16 protein-coding genes are annotated in these 18329 nt (G+C 66.0%); 10 read left to right on the top strand and 6 right to left on the bottom strand.

Annotation, left to right across the window (positions count from 1 at the left end; all coding sequences use genetic code 11):
* Window positions 1-44 precede the first annotated feature (44 nt).
* Window positions 45-1280 (bottom strand): phosphoglycerate dehydrogenase, encoded by a 1236-nt coding sequence (gene serA, locus ACR9ZH_RS07355; protein ID WP_481290110.1) that lies wholly within the window; start codon window positions 1278-1280, stop codon window positions 45-47.
* 114 nt (window positions 1281-1394) lie between these two features.
* Here serA and ACR9ZH_RS07350 point away from each other — a divergent pair, with 114 nt between their 5' ends.
* Window positions 1395-2777: an FAD-binding oxidoreductase gene (locus tag ACR9ZH_RS07350; RefSeq protein ID WP_481290109.1), complete on the top strand. Its 1383-nt coding sequence runs from the start codon at window positions 1395-1397 to the stop codon at window positions 2775-2777.
* 24 nt (window positions 2778-2801) lie between these two features.
* The gene (gene pip, locus ACR9ZH_RS07345; RefSeq protein ID WP_481290108.1) at window positions 2802-3758 is read left to right on the top strand and encodes a prolyl aminopeptidase; all 957 of its coding nucleotides are present in this window, start codon (window positions 2802-2804) and stop codon (window positions 3756-3758) included.
* Window positions 3759-3890: 132 nt separating this feature from the next.
* On the opposite strand, the gene ACR9ZH_RS07340 is transcribed toward pip, so the two are convergent.
* From ACR9ZH_RS07340 to ACR9ZH_RS07325, 4 genes are all read right to left on the bottom strand, one after another.
* Window positions 3891-6629, bottom strand: a complete 2739-nt coding sequence (locus tag ACR9ZH_RS07340; protein ID WP_481290107.1) for a lamin tail domain-containing protein — start codon at window positions 6627-6629, stop codon at window positions 3891-3893.
* A gap of 263 nt (window positions 6630-6892) precedes the next feature.
* Window positions 6893-7531: a uracil phosphoribosyltransferase gene (upp, locus tag ACR9ZH_RS07335; protein ID WP_481290106.1), complete on the bottom strand. Its 639-nt coding sequence runs from the start codon at window positions 7529-7531 to the stop codon at window positions 6893-6895.
* Window positions 7532-7686: 155 nt separating this feature from the next.
* Window positions 7687-8001 (bottom strand): PsiF family protein, encoded by a 315-nt coding sequence (locus ACR9ZH_RS07330; RefSeq protein WP_481290105.1) that lies wholly within the window; start codon window positions 7999-8001, stop codon window positions 7687-7689.
* A gap of 158 nt (window positions 8002-8159) precedes the next feature.
* Window positions 8160-9656, bottom strand: a complete 1497-nt coding sequence (locus ACR9ZH_RS07325) for an aminotransferase class III-fold pyridoxal phosphate-dependent enzyme (RefSeq protein ID WP_481290104.1) — start codon at window positions 9654-9656, stop codon at window positions 8160-8162.
* 215 nt (window positions 9657-9871) lie between these two features.
* Here ACR9ZH_RS07325 and ACR9ZH_RS07320 point away from each other — a divergent pair, with 215 nt between their 5' ends.
* Genes ACR9ZH_RS07320 through queA form a run of 6 tightly spaced genes read left to right on the top strand, consistent with a single transcriptional unit; the run spans window position 9872 to window position 15583 of the window.
* Window positions 9872-10780: an ABC transporter ATP-binding protein gene (locus tag ACR9ZH_RS07320; protein ID WP_481290103.1), complete on the top strand. Its 909-nt coding sequence runs from the start codon at window positions 9872-9874 to the stop codon at window positions 10778-10780.
* Entirely contained in the window at window positions 10777-11556 is a 780-nt protein-coding gene (locus ACR9ZH_RS07315) for an ABC transporter permease (protein WP_481290102.1), read from the top strand. The genes ACR9ZH_RS07320 and ACR9ZH_RS07315 overlap by 4 nt, the downstream gene beginning before the upstream one ends.
* 6 nt (window positions 11557-11562) lie before the next feature.
* A complete protein-coding gene (locus tag ACR9ZH_RS07310; protein WP_481290101.1) occupies window positions 11563-12762 on the top strand; it encodes a sensor histidine kinase in 1200 nt (399 codons plus the stop codon).
* Window positions 12762-13895, top strand: coding sequence for a sensor histidine kinase (locus ACR9ZH_RS07305; protein ID WP_481290159.1), 1134 nt, complete (start codon window positions 12762-12764; stop codon window positions 13893-13895). Before ACR9ZH_RS07310 ends, ACR9ZH_RS07305 begins: the two co-directional genes overlap by 1 nt.
* The gene (locus ACR9ZH_RS07300; protein WP_481290100.1) at window positions 13892-14494 is read left to right on the top strand and encodes a response regulator transcription factor; all 603 of its coding nucleotides are present in this window, start codon (window positions 13892-13894) and stop codon (window positions 14492-14494) included. The genes ACR9ZH_RS07305 and ACR9ZH_RS07300 overlap by 4 nt, the downstream gene beginning before the upstream one ends.
* A gap of 54 nt (window positions 14495-14548) precedes the next feature.
* Window positions 14549-15583: a tRNA preQ1(34) S-adenosylmethionine ribosyltransferase-isomerase QueA gene (gene queA / locus ACR9ZH_RS07295; protein ID WP_481290099.1), complete on the top strand. Its 1035-nt coding sequence runs from the start codon at window positions 14549-14551 to the stop codon at window positions 15581-15583.
* A gap of 33 nt (window positions 15584-15616) precedes the next feature.
* Here the strand turns inward: queA and ACR9ZH_RS07290 are convergent, their stop codons facing one another.
* Window positions 15617-16396 (bottom strand): IclR family transcriptional regulator, encoded by a 780-nt coding sequence (locus tag ACR9ZH_RS07290; protein ID WP_481290098.1) that lies wholly within the window; start codon window positions 16394-16396, stop codon window positions 15617-15619.
* A gap of 151 nt (window positions 16397-16547) precedes the next feature.
* Here ACR9ZH_RS07290 and fucP point away from each other — a divergent pair, with 151 nt between their 5' ends.
* Together fucP and ACR9ZH_RS07280 are read left to right on the top strand one after the other, a co-directional pair.
* Window positions 16548-17846: an L-fucose:H+ symporter permease gene (gene fucP, locus ACR9ZH_RS07285; RefSeq protein WP_481290097.1), complete on the top strand. Its 1299-nt coding sequence runs from the start codon at window positions 16548-16550 to the stop codon at window positions 17844-17846.
* Window positions 17843-18193, top strand: coding sequence for an L-rhamnose mutarotase (locus ACR9ZH_RS07280; protein ID WP_481290096.1), 351 nt, complete (start codon window positions 17843-17845; stop codon window positions 18191-18193). Before fucP ends, ACR9ZH_RS07280 begins: the two co-directional genes overlap by 4 nt.
* Window positions 18194-18329 lie beyond the last annotated feature (136 nt).

The following is an 18329-nucleotide window of genomic DNA, read 5'->3' as shown; positions in this document are numbered from 1 at the left end:
ACATGCCGGGGGAGGGACGCAATCCCCCCTCCGGGTACCGGCGCTCAGTACAGGACGCGCGTCCGCAGCGTCCCGTCGATGGCCGCCAATTCGTTGCGCAACGCCACCGCGTGCTCTTCGCTCGTGGTCACGTCGATCACCACATAGCCCACCTGCGGCGAGGTCTGCAGGTACTGGCCGTCGATATTCACCGCCGCGCGGGAGAACACGTCGTTCACGCGCGAAAGCACGCCAGGGATGTTGCGATGGATGTGCAGCAGCCGGCGGCTGGTCGGGTGGCCGGGCAGCGACACTTCGGGGAAGTTGACCGCCGAAAGCGTGCCGCCGTTGTCGCTGTAACGCACCAGCTTCGAGGCCACCTCGATGCCGATGTTCTCCTGAGCCTCCGCCGTGCTGCCGCCCACGTGCGGCGTGAGGATCACGTTGTCCATGCCCACCAGCGGCGAGACGAAGGGATCGTCGTTGCCCTTGGGCTCCACGGGGAAGACGTCGATCGCCGCACCGGCAAGGTGCTTCGAATGCAGCGCGGCGGCGAGCGCGTCGATGTCGACCACGGTGCCGCGGGAGGCGTTCACCAGCATGGAGCCGGGCCGCATCCGTGCCATCTCGGTCGCACCGATGAGGTTCTTCGTCTGCGGCGTCTCGGGCACGTGGAGGGTCACCACGTCGGAACGCTCCAGCAGGTCTTCGAGGCTGGCGGCCGCGCGCGCGTTGCCGAGCGAAAGCTTCGGCTCGATGTCGTGGAAGATGACGCGCATGCCCAGGGCTTCCGCCAGGACGCCCACCTGCGTGCCGATGTGTCCATAACCGACGATGCCGAGCACCTTGTCGCGAACCTCGAAGCTGCCGGCGGCCGACTTCGACCAGCCGCCACGATGGCACTGCGCGTTCTTCTCCGGAATGCGGCGCACCAGCAGGATCGTCTCGGCAATGACCAGCTCGGCGACGCTGCGGGTATTGGAGTAGGGCGCGTTGAACACGGGAATGCCAAGCCGTTCCGCTTCCACGGTGTCGACCTGGTTCGTGCCAATGCAGAAGCAGCCCACGGCCATGAGCCGGCGGGCCTCGGCCAGCACCTCGGCGGTCAGCTGCGTGCGCGAGCGGATGCCTACGATGTGCGCGTCGGCAATGCGTTCCAGCAGATCGTCGCCGGAGAGCGACTTTTCGTGGAACTCGATCTGCGAGTACCCGGCTTGGCGGAAGGTGTCCAGCGCACTGCGGCTGACGCCCTCGAGCAGGAGCACCTTGATGTCTTCCTTCGGATACGAGGTACGCTTCATGGCCGGCGCTTCTGTTCCAGGGTGAAGGGCCTTCACTATGCCAGAACGTGACCGTCATGTTGCAGCGCACCCAAGGGAACTGGCACGCTCAACGGCATATCGAGTGAGACTCCGATGACCGACCCGCGCCTGACCGAGTTGACCCGCCTGCTCCCCGACCTGAAGGTGTCGGTGGACCCAGGCGACCTGGAACATCATGGCCGCGACTGGACCCGGCGCTGGACGCCGGCGCCGCTGGCCATCGCCTGGCCGGCCTCCATCGAAGAGGTGCAGGGGATTGTCCGCTGGGCGAACGGGCAGCGCGTGGCCATCGTCCCTTCGGGCGGGAGAACCGGGCTCTCCGGTGGTGCGGTGGCAGCGCGTGGCGAACTGGTGGTCAGCCTGGACAGGATGAACCGCGTGCTCGATTTCGATCCCATCGACCGGACGCTGACGGTCCAGCCCGGCATCGCACTGGAAGCCGTGCAGAACGCCGCGCGCGAACGCGGGCTGCTCTACCCCGTGAATTTCGCGGCGCGCGGTTCTTGCCAGATTGGCGGCAACATCGCCACCAACGCCGGCGGCATCCGGGTCATCCGCTACGGGAATACGCGACAGTGGATCGCCGGCCTCAAGGTGGTCTCCGGCACCGGCGAGCTGCTCGACCTCAACCGCGGACTGGTGAAGAACGCATCGGGTTACGACCTGCGCCACCTGGTGATCGGCTCCGAAGGCACGCTGGGCATCGTCGTGGAGGCCACGCTTTCGCTGACCTCGCCACCCCCGCCGTCGCAAGTGATGCTGCTGGCCGTGCCCGCGATGGATGCCTTGATGAAGGTGTTTGCCGAGGCGCGCCACCGTTTGCGTCTGGAAGCCTTCGAGTTCTTCACCGATAAGGCCCTGCGCCATGTCCTCGCGCACGGCGCGCAGAAGCCATTCGAGGAAGACCACCCCTTCTATGTCGTCACCGAGTTCGATGCCGGGGAAGGGGAGACAGGGAGCGAAGCGATGGCGTTCTTCGAGTTCTGTCTTGGCGAAGGATGGGTGGTGGACGGTGCGATCGCTTCCAGCGAGGCACAGGCCGCTTCGTTGTGGCGGCTGCGCGAAGGCATCACCGAAAGCCTCGCGCCGCACAAGCCGTACAAGAACGACGTCTCGGTGCGCATCTCCGCCGTCCCGGCCTTCATGGACGACATGCAGCACCTTCTCGCCGCGCAGTACCCCCACTTCGACGTGGTCTGGTTCGGCCACATCGGCGACGGCAACCTGCACATCAACGTCCTGAAGCCCTCGGACCTGGACGACGCCGCGTTCGTCGGGCAATGCGAGCACGTGACCACGCTGCTGGTGGAAACGCTGAGCCGCCACGGTGGCAGCATCTCGGCCGAGCACGGCATCGGCCTGGTCAAGAAGCCCTGGCTGGGCAGCGTGCGCAGCGAGGCCGAAATCGCGCTGATGCGCGACATCAAGGCGGTATGGGACCCGAACGGCGTCATGAATCCCGGTAAGCTTTTGTAGCCCCTTCCCTCACAGGACCCCGACATGCCCCAGGATTCTTCCGCCCTCTACCCGGCCATCGAGCCTTATAACAGCGGCATGCTGCAGGTCTCGCCCCTGCATACGCTCTATTTCGAGGAAAGCGGGAATCCCGACGGCAAGCCGGTCGTCTTCCTCCACGGTGGCCCTGGCGCCGGCACCAATCCGCGCTGCCGCCGCTTCTTCGACCCGAAGAAGTACCGCATCGTGCTGTTCGACCAGCGCGGCTGCGGCAAGTCCAGGCCCCACGCGGAGTTGACCGACAACACCACCTGGGATCTCGTGGCCGATATCGAGCGCGTGCGCGAGCACCTGGGCATCGACCGCTGGCAGGTATTCGGCGGCTCGTGGGGGTCGACGCTGGCGCTGGCATACGCGGAGACGCATCCGGACCGCGCCACCGAGCTGGTGTTGCGCGGCATCTTCATGCTCCGCCGCTGGGAACTGGAGTGGTTCTACCAGGCAGGCTGCGATGCCCTTTATCCGGACGCGTGGGAACGCTACCTCGCAGCCATCCCGCAGGCGGAGCATGGCGACCTCATCAGTGCCTACCATCGCCGCCTGACCAGCACCGATCCGGCCGTTCGCGTGGCGGCTGCGCGCGCATGGTCGGTCTGGGAAGCCGCGACGAGCTACCTGTATCAGGACGAAGGCCACATGGCCTCCAGCGGCGAGGACGAGTTCGCACTCGCCTTCGCGCGCATCGAATGCCACTACTTCGTCAACGCAGGGTTCTTCGAGGTGGACGGGCAGCTGCTGCGCGACGTGCACAAGATCCGGCACATACCCACGGTGATCGTGCAGGGCCGTTACGACGTGGTGTGTCCGGCGCGTAGCGCATGGGACCTCCACCGTGCGTTCCCGGAGGCCGAGCTGCGCATCGTGCAGGACGCCGGGCATTCGGCGTTCGAGCCGGGGATTACGAGTGAGCTCGTGAGGGCCACCGACCGGTTTGCAGCGTAGGAGCGCGCCTGCGCGCGCTGAGCATTTCGCGAGCAACCGCAGGACCTGTTGCCAAGTCGCGAAAAGCCGTCGCGCGCAAGCGCGCTCCTACAAAAATGAGCGCCCGGCCGGAGCCGGGCGCTCTTTACATCATCAGAACAGGCCCAGCGGCAGCGCCAGCATGTCGACGACGAAACCGTCGTGGTCCGACGAGCCGATCGCCTTCTGCACGCCCGGTGCGGACGCCGAATCATCGATCGTCTGCACCGGTGCGTCGAGGTTGCCACGTCCGTACTGCATCTGCAGGAACAGGCCGCGAGCGACGGTGTTCAGCAGTGCATGGTCCAGCACCTGGTGCGTGGGCACCTGGCGCGGGGCCTGGCCCTGGATGTTGCCGAAGTTCTCGGTGAACAGGAACGAGTAGCGGTCCTGCGGAGGCACCGAATCCACCGCATTCCAGAGCGCCGGCTTCACCAGGTTCTTGCCCAGCTTCAGCAGGTTCTGGCTGTCGTCGTACTTGCCCGAGATGAGGCCCACCACGTCAGTGAAGCCATCGCTGAACTGGTACGAGTTGAAGTCGCCCACCACCAGCAGCGGAGCTAGCAGGTTCTTCCGGTCCGTCTGGATCGCCTGTACCTGGGTCGCCAGCGACTTGGCCTGGAGGAAGCGCTTCTCGCGGTCGCGATCGGCGGTACTGCCGGTCTTGTCCACATTCTGGCGCGCCTTCGGATGCACCGAGATCACGTTGATGCGCATGCGGCCGACGATCGACGGGACTTCGGCGGTCAGGAGCAGCGGCGGATGGTCGTGTACGAAGGCCGTCTGGCCACCGTCCTGCCAGGTCTCGCCGGCGCCGAGCTGGCGCACGTCGAGGACGCGCACGCGGTCGGTGCGGACCAGGAAGCCCACGTTGATGCCGCTCGGATCGTGACCGGGCTGCAGGATCGCCTCGTACTGCGCCGGGTAATCGTCACCCAGCTGCCTGGCCAGGCCCTGGAGCACTTGCAGGCTCTTCACCTCCTCAACGGAGAGGATGTCCGGCAGCTTCAGCACGCCGCCGATATAGGCAGACAGGCGTTGCGTCTTCAGCTTCACCTCGTCGGCGGTGGGTTCCTTGTCGCCGCCGCTGCAGGTGAACGTGGTATTGAACTCCGTGTCGCAGAAGCGCTCGGTGTTCAGCGCGCCCACACGCACGGCGTAGAACGGACGCGAATCCACTGCACGCGGCAGCGTGGCCGCCTTCTTGACGTCGATCTTCGTCGGGATGAAGGTGTACATGCCGAACGCGTACGACATCACGCCTTCCGCGCGGAACGTGGTGCCCGCGTTGAATGGCGTGTTGGCGGGCACCGCACCGAAGTCTGCCGTGTTCATCTTGAACACCTGCGGGTTGCCCGACCAGTTCGGCAGGTTCACGCCTTCCGGCACCGGCACGGTGTAACGCACGCCCGGCTCGCGCAGCGAACGCTTGCCGTTGGCGGTGATGTACACCTCGGCGAAGGGCTCGTTGCTGAAGCGCAGGTTGCCGGTGGTGATCATGCCGTTGTCGATGGAGACACGCATGCTCACGTAGCACTGGAAGTTCGTGTCGCCGCAGGACAGCGCGTTCGGGTCCGAGGACGGGGTCTTCTCGCCGAAGACGATGGCCTTCGGCAGGCGCACGCCGTGCTTCGTGGCCGTTACGTCGGCATTCTTCAGTTCCGGCAGGTTGAAGTAGTTGTCGACCGTGGCTTCCACATCCACCATGTCGCCGACCTTCACCGCAGGCGCCGTGCTGGTGAACACGTAGATGCCATTGGAGGTGAGGCGGTCGTCGTCGGCGCGGTCGTCGGGCGTCTGCATGGTGAAACCGGCGGGGCCTACGGCGGTGACGATGTTGCCGTGCGTCGACACGCGCTTGCCAAGAAGAGGGGAGACCTGGCCACGACCGGTGACCTGCCAGATTTCCGCGGCGACCGGGATTTCGTTGAGGATGGCGCCCACCGCGGTGGCCTTGGCCAGCGTCACGCCGCCGCCGGTGGCGTCGCTCAGGTTGACCCGGAACGCCTTGTCCGGGCCGGCTGCCTTCGCGCCGTGCACGTTTACGTTGAGCGTCGTGCTCGTGGTGCCCGCCGGCAGGGTCACCGTCGTGTCGACGGCGTCGTAGTCGCCGGCGGCGACGGTGGCGGTGTCGTCGGCCGTCGCAGCGTGCACGGTGACGTCGGCCTTGGCAGGCGCGCTCAGCGTGATCGCGAAGGGCATCGGTTGGTCGTCGCCGTTGCGCACGCTGACCGTCGCATCGGCGATCGACAGGCTCAGACCTTGCACGGTGCAGGGCGAGGTACTGGAGCGCGGTGCGGTGGGCGCGACTTTCACCCAGTCGGCCGAGTTGTCGCCGCTGTTCTGCGGCAGGCCGGTGCCGTTCACCTTGCGGCCGTAGCCCTGGTCGCTGTTCGCGCTGCCGAGACTGGCGAGCGGCGTGCCCTGCTTATAGGCCGAGCCGGCGCTCAGGCCGACCTGATCGATGACCGCGCCGGAGGCGTCGAGGAGGGCGAGGCCGCCGTCGTCGGTGATGCCGGTGCTGTACTTGAGGTCCGGGGTGACGCTGCCGGAGTAGCCCGAGGCCGCCGTGTTGGCCAGCAGCAGGAAGCAGCCCGGCGCCACCCCGGTACCGGCGGGGAAGGTCAGTCGCGTGCCGGTGGTGCCGCTGGCGTTGGAGGCATTCAACTTATAGCCGGAAAGGTCCAGAGGGGCCGTGCCGGTGTTCTGCACTTCCACGAATTCGTCGTTGCCGCCGCTGGGGCCACGAACGCGGAACTGCGTGATGGAAAGATCCGCTGCCTGCAGCGACGATACGGCCATAAGGCCTGCCAGCGCCGCCCATAAGGCGCGCCGTGACGTGATCAAACGCATTCGAATGTCCCTCGAGTCGTTGGGTTGTGTGCGACCCGAAGCACCCCGCATCCCCCGCGCGGCGATCCCCCTGTCGAGCCCACGGTGGGAGTTTGCTCCCGATTTGTGACAGCGCGATGTGACGAAACCGACGACTCAGGAAGGAAACGCAGGCCCGTAGGAGCGCGCCTGCGCGCGACATCTTTTGAGGCCGTGAGCTACAGGGCCTGTTGTTCCTCGCGAAAAGCTGTCGCGCGCAGGACGCGCTCCTACAGGCCTGTTCGTCAGCTGACCTTCTGCTTGGTGCCGAAGATCTTGTCGCCCGCGTCGCCGAGCCCCGGCAGGATGTAACCGAGCTCGTTCAGGCGCTCGTCGATCGAGGCCACGTAAATCTCGATATCCGGATGCGCCGCCTCGATGCGCTTCAGGCCTTCCGGCGCCGCAACGAGGAACAACCCCTTGATCCGCTTCGCTCCCGCTGCCTTGAGCATGTCGACGGTGGCAACCAGGGTCCCGGCGGTGGCCAGCATCGGGTCTACGATGAGGGCCGTGCGTTCGGCCATGCCGCCGCTGAGCTTCTCGTAGTACGCGACCGGCTCCAGCGTTTCTTCGTCGCGCTGGATGCCCACCACACTGACCTTCGCCGAAGGAATCAGCTCCAGCACGCCGCTCAGCATGCCCAGCCCCGCGCGCAGGATCGGGACGATGGTGACCTTCTTGCCCTTGATGTGGGTGACCTCGACCGGCCCGGCCCAACCCTCGATCGTCTTGCACTCCGTCTCCATGTCCGCCGTCGCCTCGTAGGTCAGCAGCGCGGCGACTTCGGAAGCCAGCTCGCGGAATTCCTTGGTGCTGATCCCGGCCCGGCGCATGAGGCCGAGCTTGTGCTGGATAAGGGGGTGACGGACTTCGACGATCTTCATGGGCAGGAGCTTCGGCTGGCGGCGACTATCACATTGTCGCATCTCATATTGTAGGAGCGCGCCTTGCGCGCGACAGCTTTTGAGGCCGTGAGTAACAGGCCCTGTTGCTTCTCGCGAAAAGATGTCGCGCGCAAGGCGCGCTCCTACCAAACGAATCAGTTCTTCAGGCAACTGCTCATGAAGCTCTTCCGCTCGTCGCCCTTGAGGCCCTTCGCGGAAGCATCCTTGTTACAGGACTTCATCTTGTCCTGCTGCGAGGGGGCCTTGGCCGGCTGTTCGCCCTTGAGACAGCTGCTCATGAAGGCTTTGCGCTCGTCGCCGGTCTTGCCGGAGGCCTGCGAGTTGCAGGTGCTCATCCGCTGCTGCTGCGGGGTGAGGTCTTTCTTGGCGGGCATCTGCTGCGCGGCGACGGTGCCGGCGGCGAAAAGGGACAGGGAAACGACGGCAAGGACACGAAGCTGCGTACGCATGGCGAACCCCAAGGTGAGAGGCCGGCAACCGGCTGCTGGAGCTTACCGCCCTTGTTGTAGGAGCGCACCTTGTGCGCGACAGGTTTTCGCGCCAGTCCCCAAGCCTTCCCGCGAAAGGCTGTCGCGCACAAGGTGCGCTCCTACGGCGCTTCGTAGGGTCAGGCGGCCTTGGTGGAGGCCCGGCGAGGGCCTTCCTTCAGTGCGTGGCGTACCTCGTCCACGATCAGGTCCACTTCGGCGCTGGTGACGCGGAAGTGCGGCGTGAAGCGCAGGGAGTTGGCGCCGCCGTGGATCACGCCGATGCCGCGCTCGCGCATGTACTCCTCGGTGGAGCCTTCACCGTAGCACTTGAATTCCGGTGCCAGCTCGCAGGAGAACAGCAGGCCCGTACCCTGGACCTTGGTGATGAGGCCGCCGAGTTCGTTCTTCAGCGCCTCCATCTTCTTCAGGAATTCCTGGCCCTTCTCGCGGATGTTCGCGCGGACGTCGTCGGTCAGCTCGTCCAGCGTGGCGACCGCCACGTCGAGCGCGCGGGGGTTGGCGGTCATCGTGTTGCCGTAGATGCCCTTGCGGTACAGCCCGGCGACGCGATCGGTCACCGCAAGCACGGACAGCGGATACTGGCCTGCGTTGAGCGCCTTCGAGAAGGTTTCCATGTCCGGCGCTTCCATCGACTCGAAGCCCGGATAATCCACGATGGACAGCACGCCATGCGCGCGCAGTCCGGCCTGGATCGAATCGACGAGGAGCAGGGTACCGTGCTCGCGGGTGAGTTCGCGTGCGGCGGCGTAGAACTCCGGCGTGAGCGCGCGGCCCGGGTCGCCTTCACCCATCACGGGCTCGAGGAACATCGCCTCGATGAACCAGCCCTGGCGATCGGCTTCGGCGAATGCGGCCTTCAACTGGGCCACGTTGTACGGGTCCACCGTGACCAGGCTGTCCTCGTTACGGAAGCTGGCGAGGTGCTGCTGGTAGTTGCGGCGCGAGGAGTCGGAATAGATGGCGGGTCGCTCGGTGCGCCCGTGGAACGCGCCCTTCACGGCGAGGCGCTTGATGGTGCGGCCGGCATGGCGCGCGCCCGGGTCGGTCATGAGGCGTGCATTGACGTCCGCGATACGGCCGGCCAGCGTCACCGACTCCGACCCCGAGTTCAGGCAGAGAAAGTGCGAATACGGGCTGCCGCCGCGCGTGTGGCCAAGCTCCTTGCGCAGCGCGTCCGACAGGCGCAGCTGCGACACGTTCGCGGTCATCACGTTCGCCATCACCTGGGGGCGGCACATGGCCTCGAGCACATGCTGCGGGTTGTGCCCGAAGCCGAGCATGCCGTAACCGCCGTCGTCGTGGAGTACCGCGCCCTTGAGCGTGACGATCCACGGACCGCGGGCAGCGGCCGGCACATAAGGATTCACGCCATCGTCTGGATAGAAGTTCACCAGGCCGGACTGGACGCGATGGATCTGTTCGGCTTCGTCCAGGCGCAGGAAGTCGGCCATGTCGTCGCGCAGGGCGCGGTGATACGCCACGGCGTCCTCGATGGCCTTCACCAGCGAGGCATCGGTGGCCGCGAAGCGGGCGATGGTGCCATCGGGCAGGCCGTGGGTTCGCGGCGCGCCGCCGAAATCGCGCAATTCACGCAGTAAACCGATGACGTCCATAAACCCACTCCTCGCACGGGTGACGCGGCACTAGCTTTCGCACGATCCCTTAAGAGGCCGCTAAGTATCTATATGTAAAGGGATTATCAACTCAGCATATCACGCGTATTTGGACGGCGTAACCCCCGGGTGACGCTTGTCACATACGCACAATGACGCAAGCGACTGCCGCCAATGGCTTGCGCAGGAATATGTTGCGCTGCAAGGAGGAGAGCATGAACGACACCCGCATCGCCGGCCTTGTAAAGGCCCGAAAGAAATATGGCGCGATCACCGCGCTCGACGGCATCGACCTCGACATCCACCGCGGCGAAATACTCGCCTTGCTAGGCCCCAACGGTGCCGGCAAGAGCACGAGCATCGCCCTGTTGCTCGGTCTGCAGCGTCCCGACGGCGGTAGCGCCACGCTGTTCGACAGGGACCCCCAGGACATCGAGGCGCGCCGGCGCATCGGCGTGATGCTGCAATCGGCCAGCCTGCCCGCCACGCTCAAGGTGGGCGAGCTCCTCCGCCTGACGGCCAGCTATTACCCGGAACCGCGATCCTTCGGCGAGTGCGCCGATCTGGCCGGCGTCGCCGACCTGCTCGATCGCCGCTATGGTGCGCTCTCGGGCGGGCAGCAGCGTCGCGTGCAGTTCGCGCTGGCGATGGCGGGGCGGCCCGACATCCTCTTCCTCGACGAACCCACCGTGGGCATGGACATCGACGCCCGCCAGTCGCTCTGGGCCGCCATCCGGCGGCTCGTGTCCGAAGGCTGCGCGGTGGTGCTCACCACCCATTACCTGGAAGAAGCCGAAGCGCTGGCCGATCGCGTCTGCGTGATCGCGAAGGGACGCGTCGTGTCCGAAGGCAGCGTGGATGCCTTGCGCGCACATGTCTCGCTTCGCCGCATCCGCTGCCTCACTTCCGTGAAGCTCGACACTTTGCAGGCGTGGCCAGAGGTCGTTTCAGCAGAGACGAAACTGGACCGTACAGTCATCGCGACCGCGCAGGCCGAGGCCGTGGTGAGGCGGTTGCTCGATGCCGACCCGTCGCTGTCCGAGCTGGAAGTGCAACGTGCCGGCCTGGCCGAGGCGTTCCAGGAAATCACCCGCGAAGCCGAAGACGTCCGGGAGGCCGCATGAGCACCATCGACAGCACCGCCACGCCCGTCATGACGGCGGGACGCGTGATCAACGCTTACCTGCAAGAAGCGAGGGCGGAATGCGTGCGCTACCTGCGCAATCCCGGTTTCCTCCTGCCGACGCTGCTGTTCCCGTCGGTGTTCTACCTCATGTTCGGCATCTTCCTCGGCCATGCCAACAGCGCAGATGCGCCGCGTTACCTGCTTGCCTCGTACGGCACGTTCGGTGTGATGGCCCCTGGCCTGTTCGGCTTCGGCGTGTCGCTGGCGCTGGAGCGCGACACCGGTTTGCTCACCCTGAAGCGCGCGCTGCCGATGCCTCCCGGCGCCTACCTCCTCGGCAAGATGTGCATGGCCCTGCTGGTGGCGGCGATCATCTCGGTCATCCTGCTCTGCCTCGCCATCTTCGCGGCGGGTGTGAACCTGCCCCCGTCGCGCATGGCTTCCTTTTTCGCGCTGGAGGTTCTGGGCGTCCTGCCGTTCGCCGCGCTGGGCCTGCTCGTCGGCACGCTGGTGAAGGGGCAGGCGGCGCCGGGTATCATCAACCTGGTCTACCTGCCCATGGCTTTCCTCTCGGGCCTTTGGTTTCCCCTGTCGGTCATGCCGGCCTTCCTCCAGTCGATCGCACCGCTCTGGCCGGCCTACCACCTCAATCGGCTGGCGCTCTCGGCCGTGGGCCTGGGGCAGGGCGGCGAAGCCGTGCACGCGGCTGTGCTCGTGGCCTTCACCGTGGCCTTCGTACTGGTCGCTGCGCGTCGCCTGCGCCGCCACGGTTGAAGTAGCATGACGGCACGCCTTTCCACGGACACTTCCATGCGCCGCTCGTGGTTCCAGCCGACCCCGGATTCGCTCTGGAACCGCTTCCGGGACAGGCCGAGGCTGCGCATCGCGAGCTTCTTCAACCTCATATGGGCCGTGTACGTCTTCGGCGACGTGATCTTCGCCGACAAGCTCGGCCCGCATTGGGGCGTGGCCACCGCGGTATCGTTCCCGCTCTTCCTGTTCCTCTACGCGATGAGCTACGTGCGGCCCTTGCGCCAGGTGCCGTGGTTCGTTGCAGTTGTCGCACTGCTGTCATATGTCACGCTGCACTTCAATGCCAGCGCCGGCAGCACCTATATCATCTATGCCTGCGCGATGATGAGTTTCGAAGGCGCGCCGAAGAAGTGCCTCATCGGCATGGCGATCGTGCTGGGCTTCTTCGCGGCCGTTGCGCATTTCTCGGCCGGCTGGCCGTTGCCGATCATCGCCACGCTCAGCTTCATCGCCATGTCGGTCGGCACCATCAACGTGGTCTACCGGTTCAACGCTCAGCGCGACATCGAGCTGCAGCTCTCGCACGACGAGATCCGCCGGCTGGCGGCGACCGCTGAGCGCGAGCGCATCGGCCGCGACCTGCACGACCTGCTCGGCCATACCTTGTCCTTGATCGCCCTCAAACTGGAGCTGTCGCGGCGCCTGCTCGATCGCGACAGCGAGGCGGCACGGCGGGAGATGGAAGAAGCCGAGCAGGTGGCGCGTCACGCGCTGGCCGAAGTGCGCTCGGCGGTCACCGGGATCCGCGCTTCCGGCGTCGTGGCCGAACTCGCGTCCGCACGGGTGTTGCTCAATACCTCGCTGATCGATTTCGTCTACACGAGCAACGTTCCCGATCTGCCCGCGCGGCTCGACAATCAATTAGCCCTCGTGCTGCGCGAAGCCGTGACCAACATCCATCGCCATGCGGGCGCGACCTTCGCCGAAGCGACGGTAATCATGGACGGCCAAACCTGCACGATGACCATCGTCGACAACGGCCGCGGCCTCGCAGGCGGCGAAGGCAACGGCATCTGCGGCATGCGCGAACGCGTGCGTGCTCTCGGTGGCACGCTGGCCTTCGAGTCGAACGCACACAAGGGCACGCTCGTCCGCATCCAGGTGCCGCTGGCTCCCGGTGACCGGTTACCCGTACCCCCGGGCGAACCGTCCAGGCTGGCGTCGTGATGCGCATACCTCCGCCGCATAAGGATTCCCTGCTTGGCGGGCTGCGCTCGCCGGTGTACCTGCGCTGGCAGGCCGGGTTGCAGATGTTCTGGCTGATCGCGCTCATCCAGGCGCCGCTGGCCGGCAAAGGATTCGACTGGGCCTGGATGGCGCCGACGCTGGCGTCCATTCCCGTATATCTCGTCTGCTATACGGCGGTATTCGTGGCACCGCTCTCCCAGCTACCGTTCTTTGCTGCGGCCATCTCCGTGCTCGGTTTCGTTGTCTGGACGGTGAATCCCGTGTCGTTGGGATACGTCGTGATCGGTGTCACCTTGCTCGCTTATGCGCACAGGCCGTATTTCTGGCTGGGCGGCGTGGCCGTCGCGACATTGGTCACGATGGGCTGGGTATACGCCTTCCATATACCGGGTTTCCACGTGGCAATCGTCTTCATGGCCGGTCTCGCCGCCGGGTTCAGCAACCATCTGTATGTACGCGGCGCGCGCCGCGATGCGGAGCTTCGCCTCTCGCAGGCGGAGGTGCGCCGGCTTGCCACGCTGGCCGAGCGCGAGCGCATCGGCCGCGACCTGCACGACCTGCTCGGCCATACGTTGTCGCTGATCACGCTGAAGTCGGAGTTGGCCAAGCGCCTCGCGCTTGCCGATCCCTCTCGCGCGCAGCAGGAGATGGAAGAGGTGGAGCGCGTCGCGCGGCATACCCTTTCGGAAGTCCGCAGCGCCGTCACCGGCCTGCGCGCAGGCGATCTCTCCAGCGAACTGGTTTCGGCGCGGCTCATGCTGGAATCCTCCGGCATCGCCTTCGGCGTGGAATTGCCGGGGGAGCTTGGCCTTCCGGAGTCCACCGAAGCGACTCTCTGCCTCGTGCTCCGTGAGGCCGTCACCAACATTCATCGTCATGCGCGCGCCACCCAGGCTCGCGTGGCCATTATCAGGAACGGACGGGAACTCTCGATGCGAATCACGGACAACGGCTGCGGCGGCCTCGCCGCGCACGGGAACGGCGTCTCGGGCATGCGAGAGCGGGTGCGCCAGATCGGCGGACGCCTAGCCATCGATTCTCCGCCGAGGCAGGGCACCACGCTGGCTATCGACGTACCGACGCAGGCCGACCGACTGGAGCGCTTCGCATGATCCGCGTGCTGCTTGCCGAAGACCAGGCCATGGTGCGTGGCGCCTTGTCCGCGCTGCTCAATCTTGAATCCGACATCGAAGTATTGGGCTCCGCCGCCGACGGCGAGAGCGCCTGGCGCGAACTCCAACGCCTCAAGCCCGACGTGCTGGTCACCGACATCGAGATGCCCGGCCTTACGGGGCTGGAGATCGCGCAGCGCGTGCGCCGGCACGAACTGCCGGTGAAGGTCATCATCGTCACCACCTTCGCGCGCCCGGGTTTCCTCCGCCGCGCGCTCGACGCCGGGGTCGGTGGTTACCTGCTGAAGGACGCTCCTGCCGAAAACCTCGCCGAGGCGCTGCGTACCGTGCATCGGGGCGGGCGGGCCATCGATCCGCACCTGGCGCTCGAGGCCTGGTCGGATGCCGATCCGCTGAACGACCGTGAGCGCCAGGTGCTGCGCCTGGCCGGCGAAGGCCACTCCGCCAGCGACATCGGCGTCCAGCTGAACCTCTCCCACGGCACGGTCCGCAACTACCTGTCCGAGGCCATCGGCAAACTCGGCGCAGCCAACCGCATCGAGGCGTACCGCCTGGCCCGGCAGAAAGGCTGGCTCTAACGCTCGCCCGGATAAGCGATAATCACCCACCTCGCTCCATCCCCGGCCGTACCCGTGAAGAAATCCGATTTCGACTTCGATCTCCCGCAAGACCTCATCGCGCAGGCACCGCTCGCTCGCCGGTCGGGGAGCCGGTTGCTCGTGGTCGATGTCGCGTCGCACAGCAAGAAGGACCGCAAGTTCTACGAACTGCCGGAAATGCTCCGTCCCGGCGACCTGCTGGTGTTCAACGACACCCGTGTTCTCCCGGCGCGCCTGTACGGCCGCAAGGAATCGGGTGGAGCGGTGGAAATCCTGATCGAGCGCGTCACCGGTGCCCACGAGGCCCGGGCACAGCTTGGGGTCAGCAAGAAGCCCAAGGAGGGCGGCCGCATCGAGCTCGCCGACGGCAGCATGGTCACCGTGCTCGGCCGCGAAGGCGAATTCTTCGTGCTCCGCTTCGATACCGAGGAGCCACTGGAACGCCTCCTGTCCCGCCTGGGCGAGATGCCCCTGCCGCCATACATCGAACGTGGCGCCGATCACACGGACAACGAGCGATACCAGACGGTGTTCGCCCGCGAGCCAGGCGCGGTCGCCGCACCTACGGCGGGGCTGCACTTCGACGAGGAGCTGCTCGATCGCCTGCGCGAACGCGGCGTGGAAATGGGCTATGTCACCCTGCACGTCGGCGCGGGCACGTTCCAGCCGATGCGTGCCGACGACGTACGCGACCACGTGATGCATCGCGAGTGGCTGAATGTGGGGGCCGGCCTGGTCGAAAAGATCCGTGCCACGCGCGCTGCGGGCGGCCGCGTCATCGCCGTGGGCACCACCGTGGTCCGCGCGCTCGAAAGCGCCACGGTTGACGGCGTCCTGCGCCCCTTCGCCGGCGAAACCCAGATCTTCATCTTCCCCGGCTACAAGATCACCAGCATCGATGCCCTCATCACCAACTTCCACCTGCCGCAGTCGACGCTGCTGATGCTGGTTTCGGCGCTGGCAGGCAAGGAAGCGATCCTCGACGCATACCGCTATGCCGTGTTGCAGCGGTATCGCTTCTTTTCCTATGGCGACGCGATGCTCATCATTCCGGCGAAGTCGCCGTAGTCGACCGGCGCTCGCCGTTACGTGCAGTGATACTCAAACCATGGCCGCCCCGGGCGCCCCATGCGACAGCTCCCGCGACACATCCGCGGCAGCCGTCATGAGTAAGCGTGCCGTGCCTTTCATGTCGACCTTCGCCCCACGACGTTCGATGAACGGCACGGTGAGCGCGCAAACGGCGTGATTGCCCTCGATGATCGGAGCCGAGAGGTCGGTCACGCCATCCACCACTTCGCTGGGAATCGTGGCGAGGCCGGCTTCTCGGATCTCCTTGATCGTTGTCTCGACCCGCGCGCGCTTCAGTGTCGGCTCGTGCTCGAGCATCGTGCGGAACCAGCGTTCCCGCGTTTCGTCCGTCTGCCATGCGAGCAGCACATAGCCTGAGGCCGAATGCGACATCGGCCGCCGGTGACCCACGCGCACGACCAGACCCGTTTCGCCGGGAGGATCGACGCGCGCGATCACCACGATCTGTTCCTGCGAGGGCACCACGAGGTGGCAGGACTGGTCGATCTCGTCGGCCAGCCGGTGCATCACCGGCATCGCTGTCTCGACGAGGTTGCGCACCGGTGGCTGCTCCATGCCGAGACGGAATAGGCGCGGCGTGATCGAATAGGCGCCATCGCCATCGGCGCGGGCGATGTAGTCGCGCTCTTCCAGCACCTGGAGCATCCGGAAGATCTCGCCGCGGGAGCGGCCGACGCCGTCGGAAATCTCGGCAATGGACAGGGGCTGGGTCGCCTTGGCGAGCAGTTCCAGGATGTCGAGGCCCTTGTCGAGGGCAGGGGCGCGATACTTCGGGGAGTCTGAAGGCATGGCATTCCGTGGCAGTGGCATGGTGTCGCCGAAGGAGTCTAGCCTGCGTGCGGACCGGCCCATGTTGCACCGCAGCTTGTTATGCTGGTGAATATTGAGTTCATATTTGTACACGACGTGGCGAGCCGTGTCACGGTGGGAGGAGGGCAGCATGCAGCAACACACGCCGATCGCGGCGCCCGCAGCGCGTGCCCTCGGCCGTACACCGCTGGTTCCGCTGGTATTGATCGTCAGCCTGTTCTTTCTCTGGGGCGTGGCGAACAACCTCAACGACGTGCTGGTGGCGCAGTTCAAGAAGGCCTTCACGCTGTCCGACCTGCAGGCGGGCCTGGTCCAGAGTGCTTTCTATCTGGGCTATTTCCTGCTCGCCATCCCCGCAGGCATCTTCATGCGCCGCTTCGGATACAAGGCCGCGGTGGTCTTCGGTTTGCTGCTCTATGGCGCCGGCGCGCTACTGTTCTGGCCCGCGGCGGCCACGGCGACCTACGACACCTTCCTCGTCGGACTCTTCGTGATCGCGGCGGGGCTGGCATTCCTCGAGACGTCCGCGAACCCGTGGGTAACGCTGCTGGGACCACGTGAATCGGCCGCCTCCCGCCTGAATCTCGCGCAGGCGTTCAATCCCCTGGGGTCGATCACCGGTGTCCTGATCGGCCAGCACTTCATCTTCAGCGGCGTGGAGCGCACGCCGTCCGAACTGGCTGCCATGGACGCGGTGGCCCGCGCTGCCTACATGAAAAGCGAAGCGGCCGCTGTGCAGATGCCTTACCTCGTCATCGGCCTGGGCGTGATCGCATGGGCCGTGATCATCGTTGCGACGCGCTTCCCGCGTACCGCGAAGGAGGATGATGGCAGCGACGCGCTCGAACGCGGCGTACTCGGCCACCTTCTGCGCGACGGCAGGTTCATGTCGGCCGTGGCGGCACAGTTTTTCTACGTGGGCGCGCAGGTCGCCGTCTTCAGTTACATGATCCGCTACGCGCAGGCGACCATGCCGGGTACGGCGGACAAGGTGGCCGCGAACTTCATCACTGCCGGGCTGCTGTGCTTCATGGCGGGCCGATTTGCCGGCGCCGCGCTCATGAAGTACCTGCGGCCGGCGCGCGTGCTGGGCACGTTCGCCATGGTGAATGTCGTGCTGGCCGGCGTCGCGGCGTTCCTTCCGGGCGGCCTGGGCATCTATGCGCTGGTGGCGTCGAGCTTCTTCATGTCGATCATGTATCCGACCATCTTCGCCCTGGGTGTCGAGGGGCGGAGCGACGCCGAGCGCAAGTTGGGCGCCTCGCTGCTGGTAATGTCGATCGTGGGCGGCGCCGTGCTCACTGCGGCGATGGGGGCGACGTCGGACCGGTTCGGCATCGCGCACGCGATGCTGGTTCCGATGCTGTGTTTCGTGGCGATCTTCCTCTTCGCCTGGCGCCGGTGGAAGGGCGGGGAGGCCGTCGCATGAACTGGCAGTGCCTGGCCCTGGACCTGCGTGACGATCCGGCGCTGATAGCGGAATACGAGCGCTGGCATCGCAGCGAATTCATCTGGCCGGACGTGGTCCGCTCGATCCGCGAGGCGGGCATCGTCGACATGCAGATCTTCCGCACCGGCAACCGCCTCGTCATGCTGATGCGCGTGGCGCCGGAGTTCGATGCCGCGGCCAAGGCGAAAGCAGACGCGGCGAACGAGCGCGTGCAGGCATGGGAAGCGCTGATGTCACGCTTCCAGCAACCCCTGCCGTGGGCAGAGGCGGGTCAGAAGTGGGTTCCCATGCAGCAGATCTTCGACCTGGCCAGCTGCCCCGCCTGAACCCCGGCGGCAACGCCTGTTCGTTGTAGGAGCGCGCCTTGCGCGCGACAGACTTTCGCCTCGGTCTACAACTCTTCAGGTGCTCGCGAAAAGATGTCGCGCGCAGGGCGCGCTCCTACAGGGGCGGGTGGGGCAT

It is taken from the genome of Luteibacter sp. SVR4-7G, from assembly GCF_056755555.1.
Note: the sequence above shows the minus strand (reverse complement) of the source record. Positions and strands in the feature narration are given on the sequence as shown.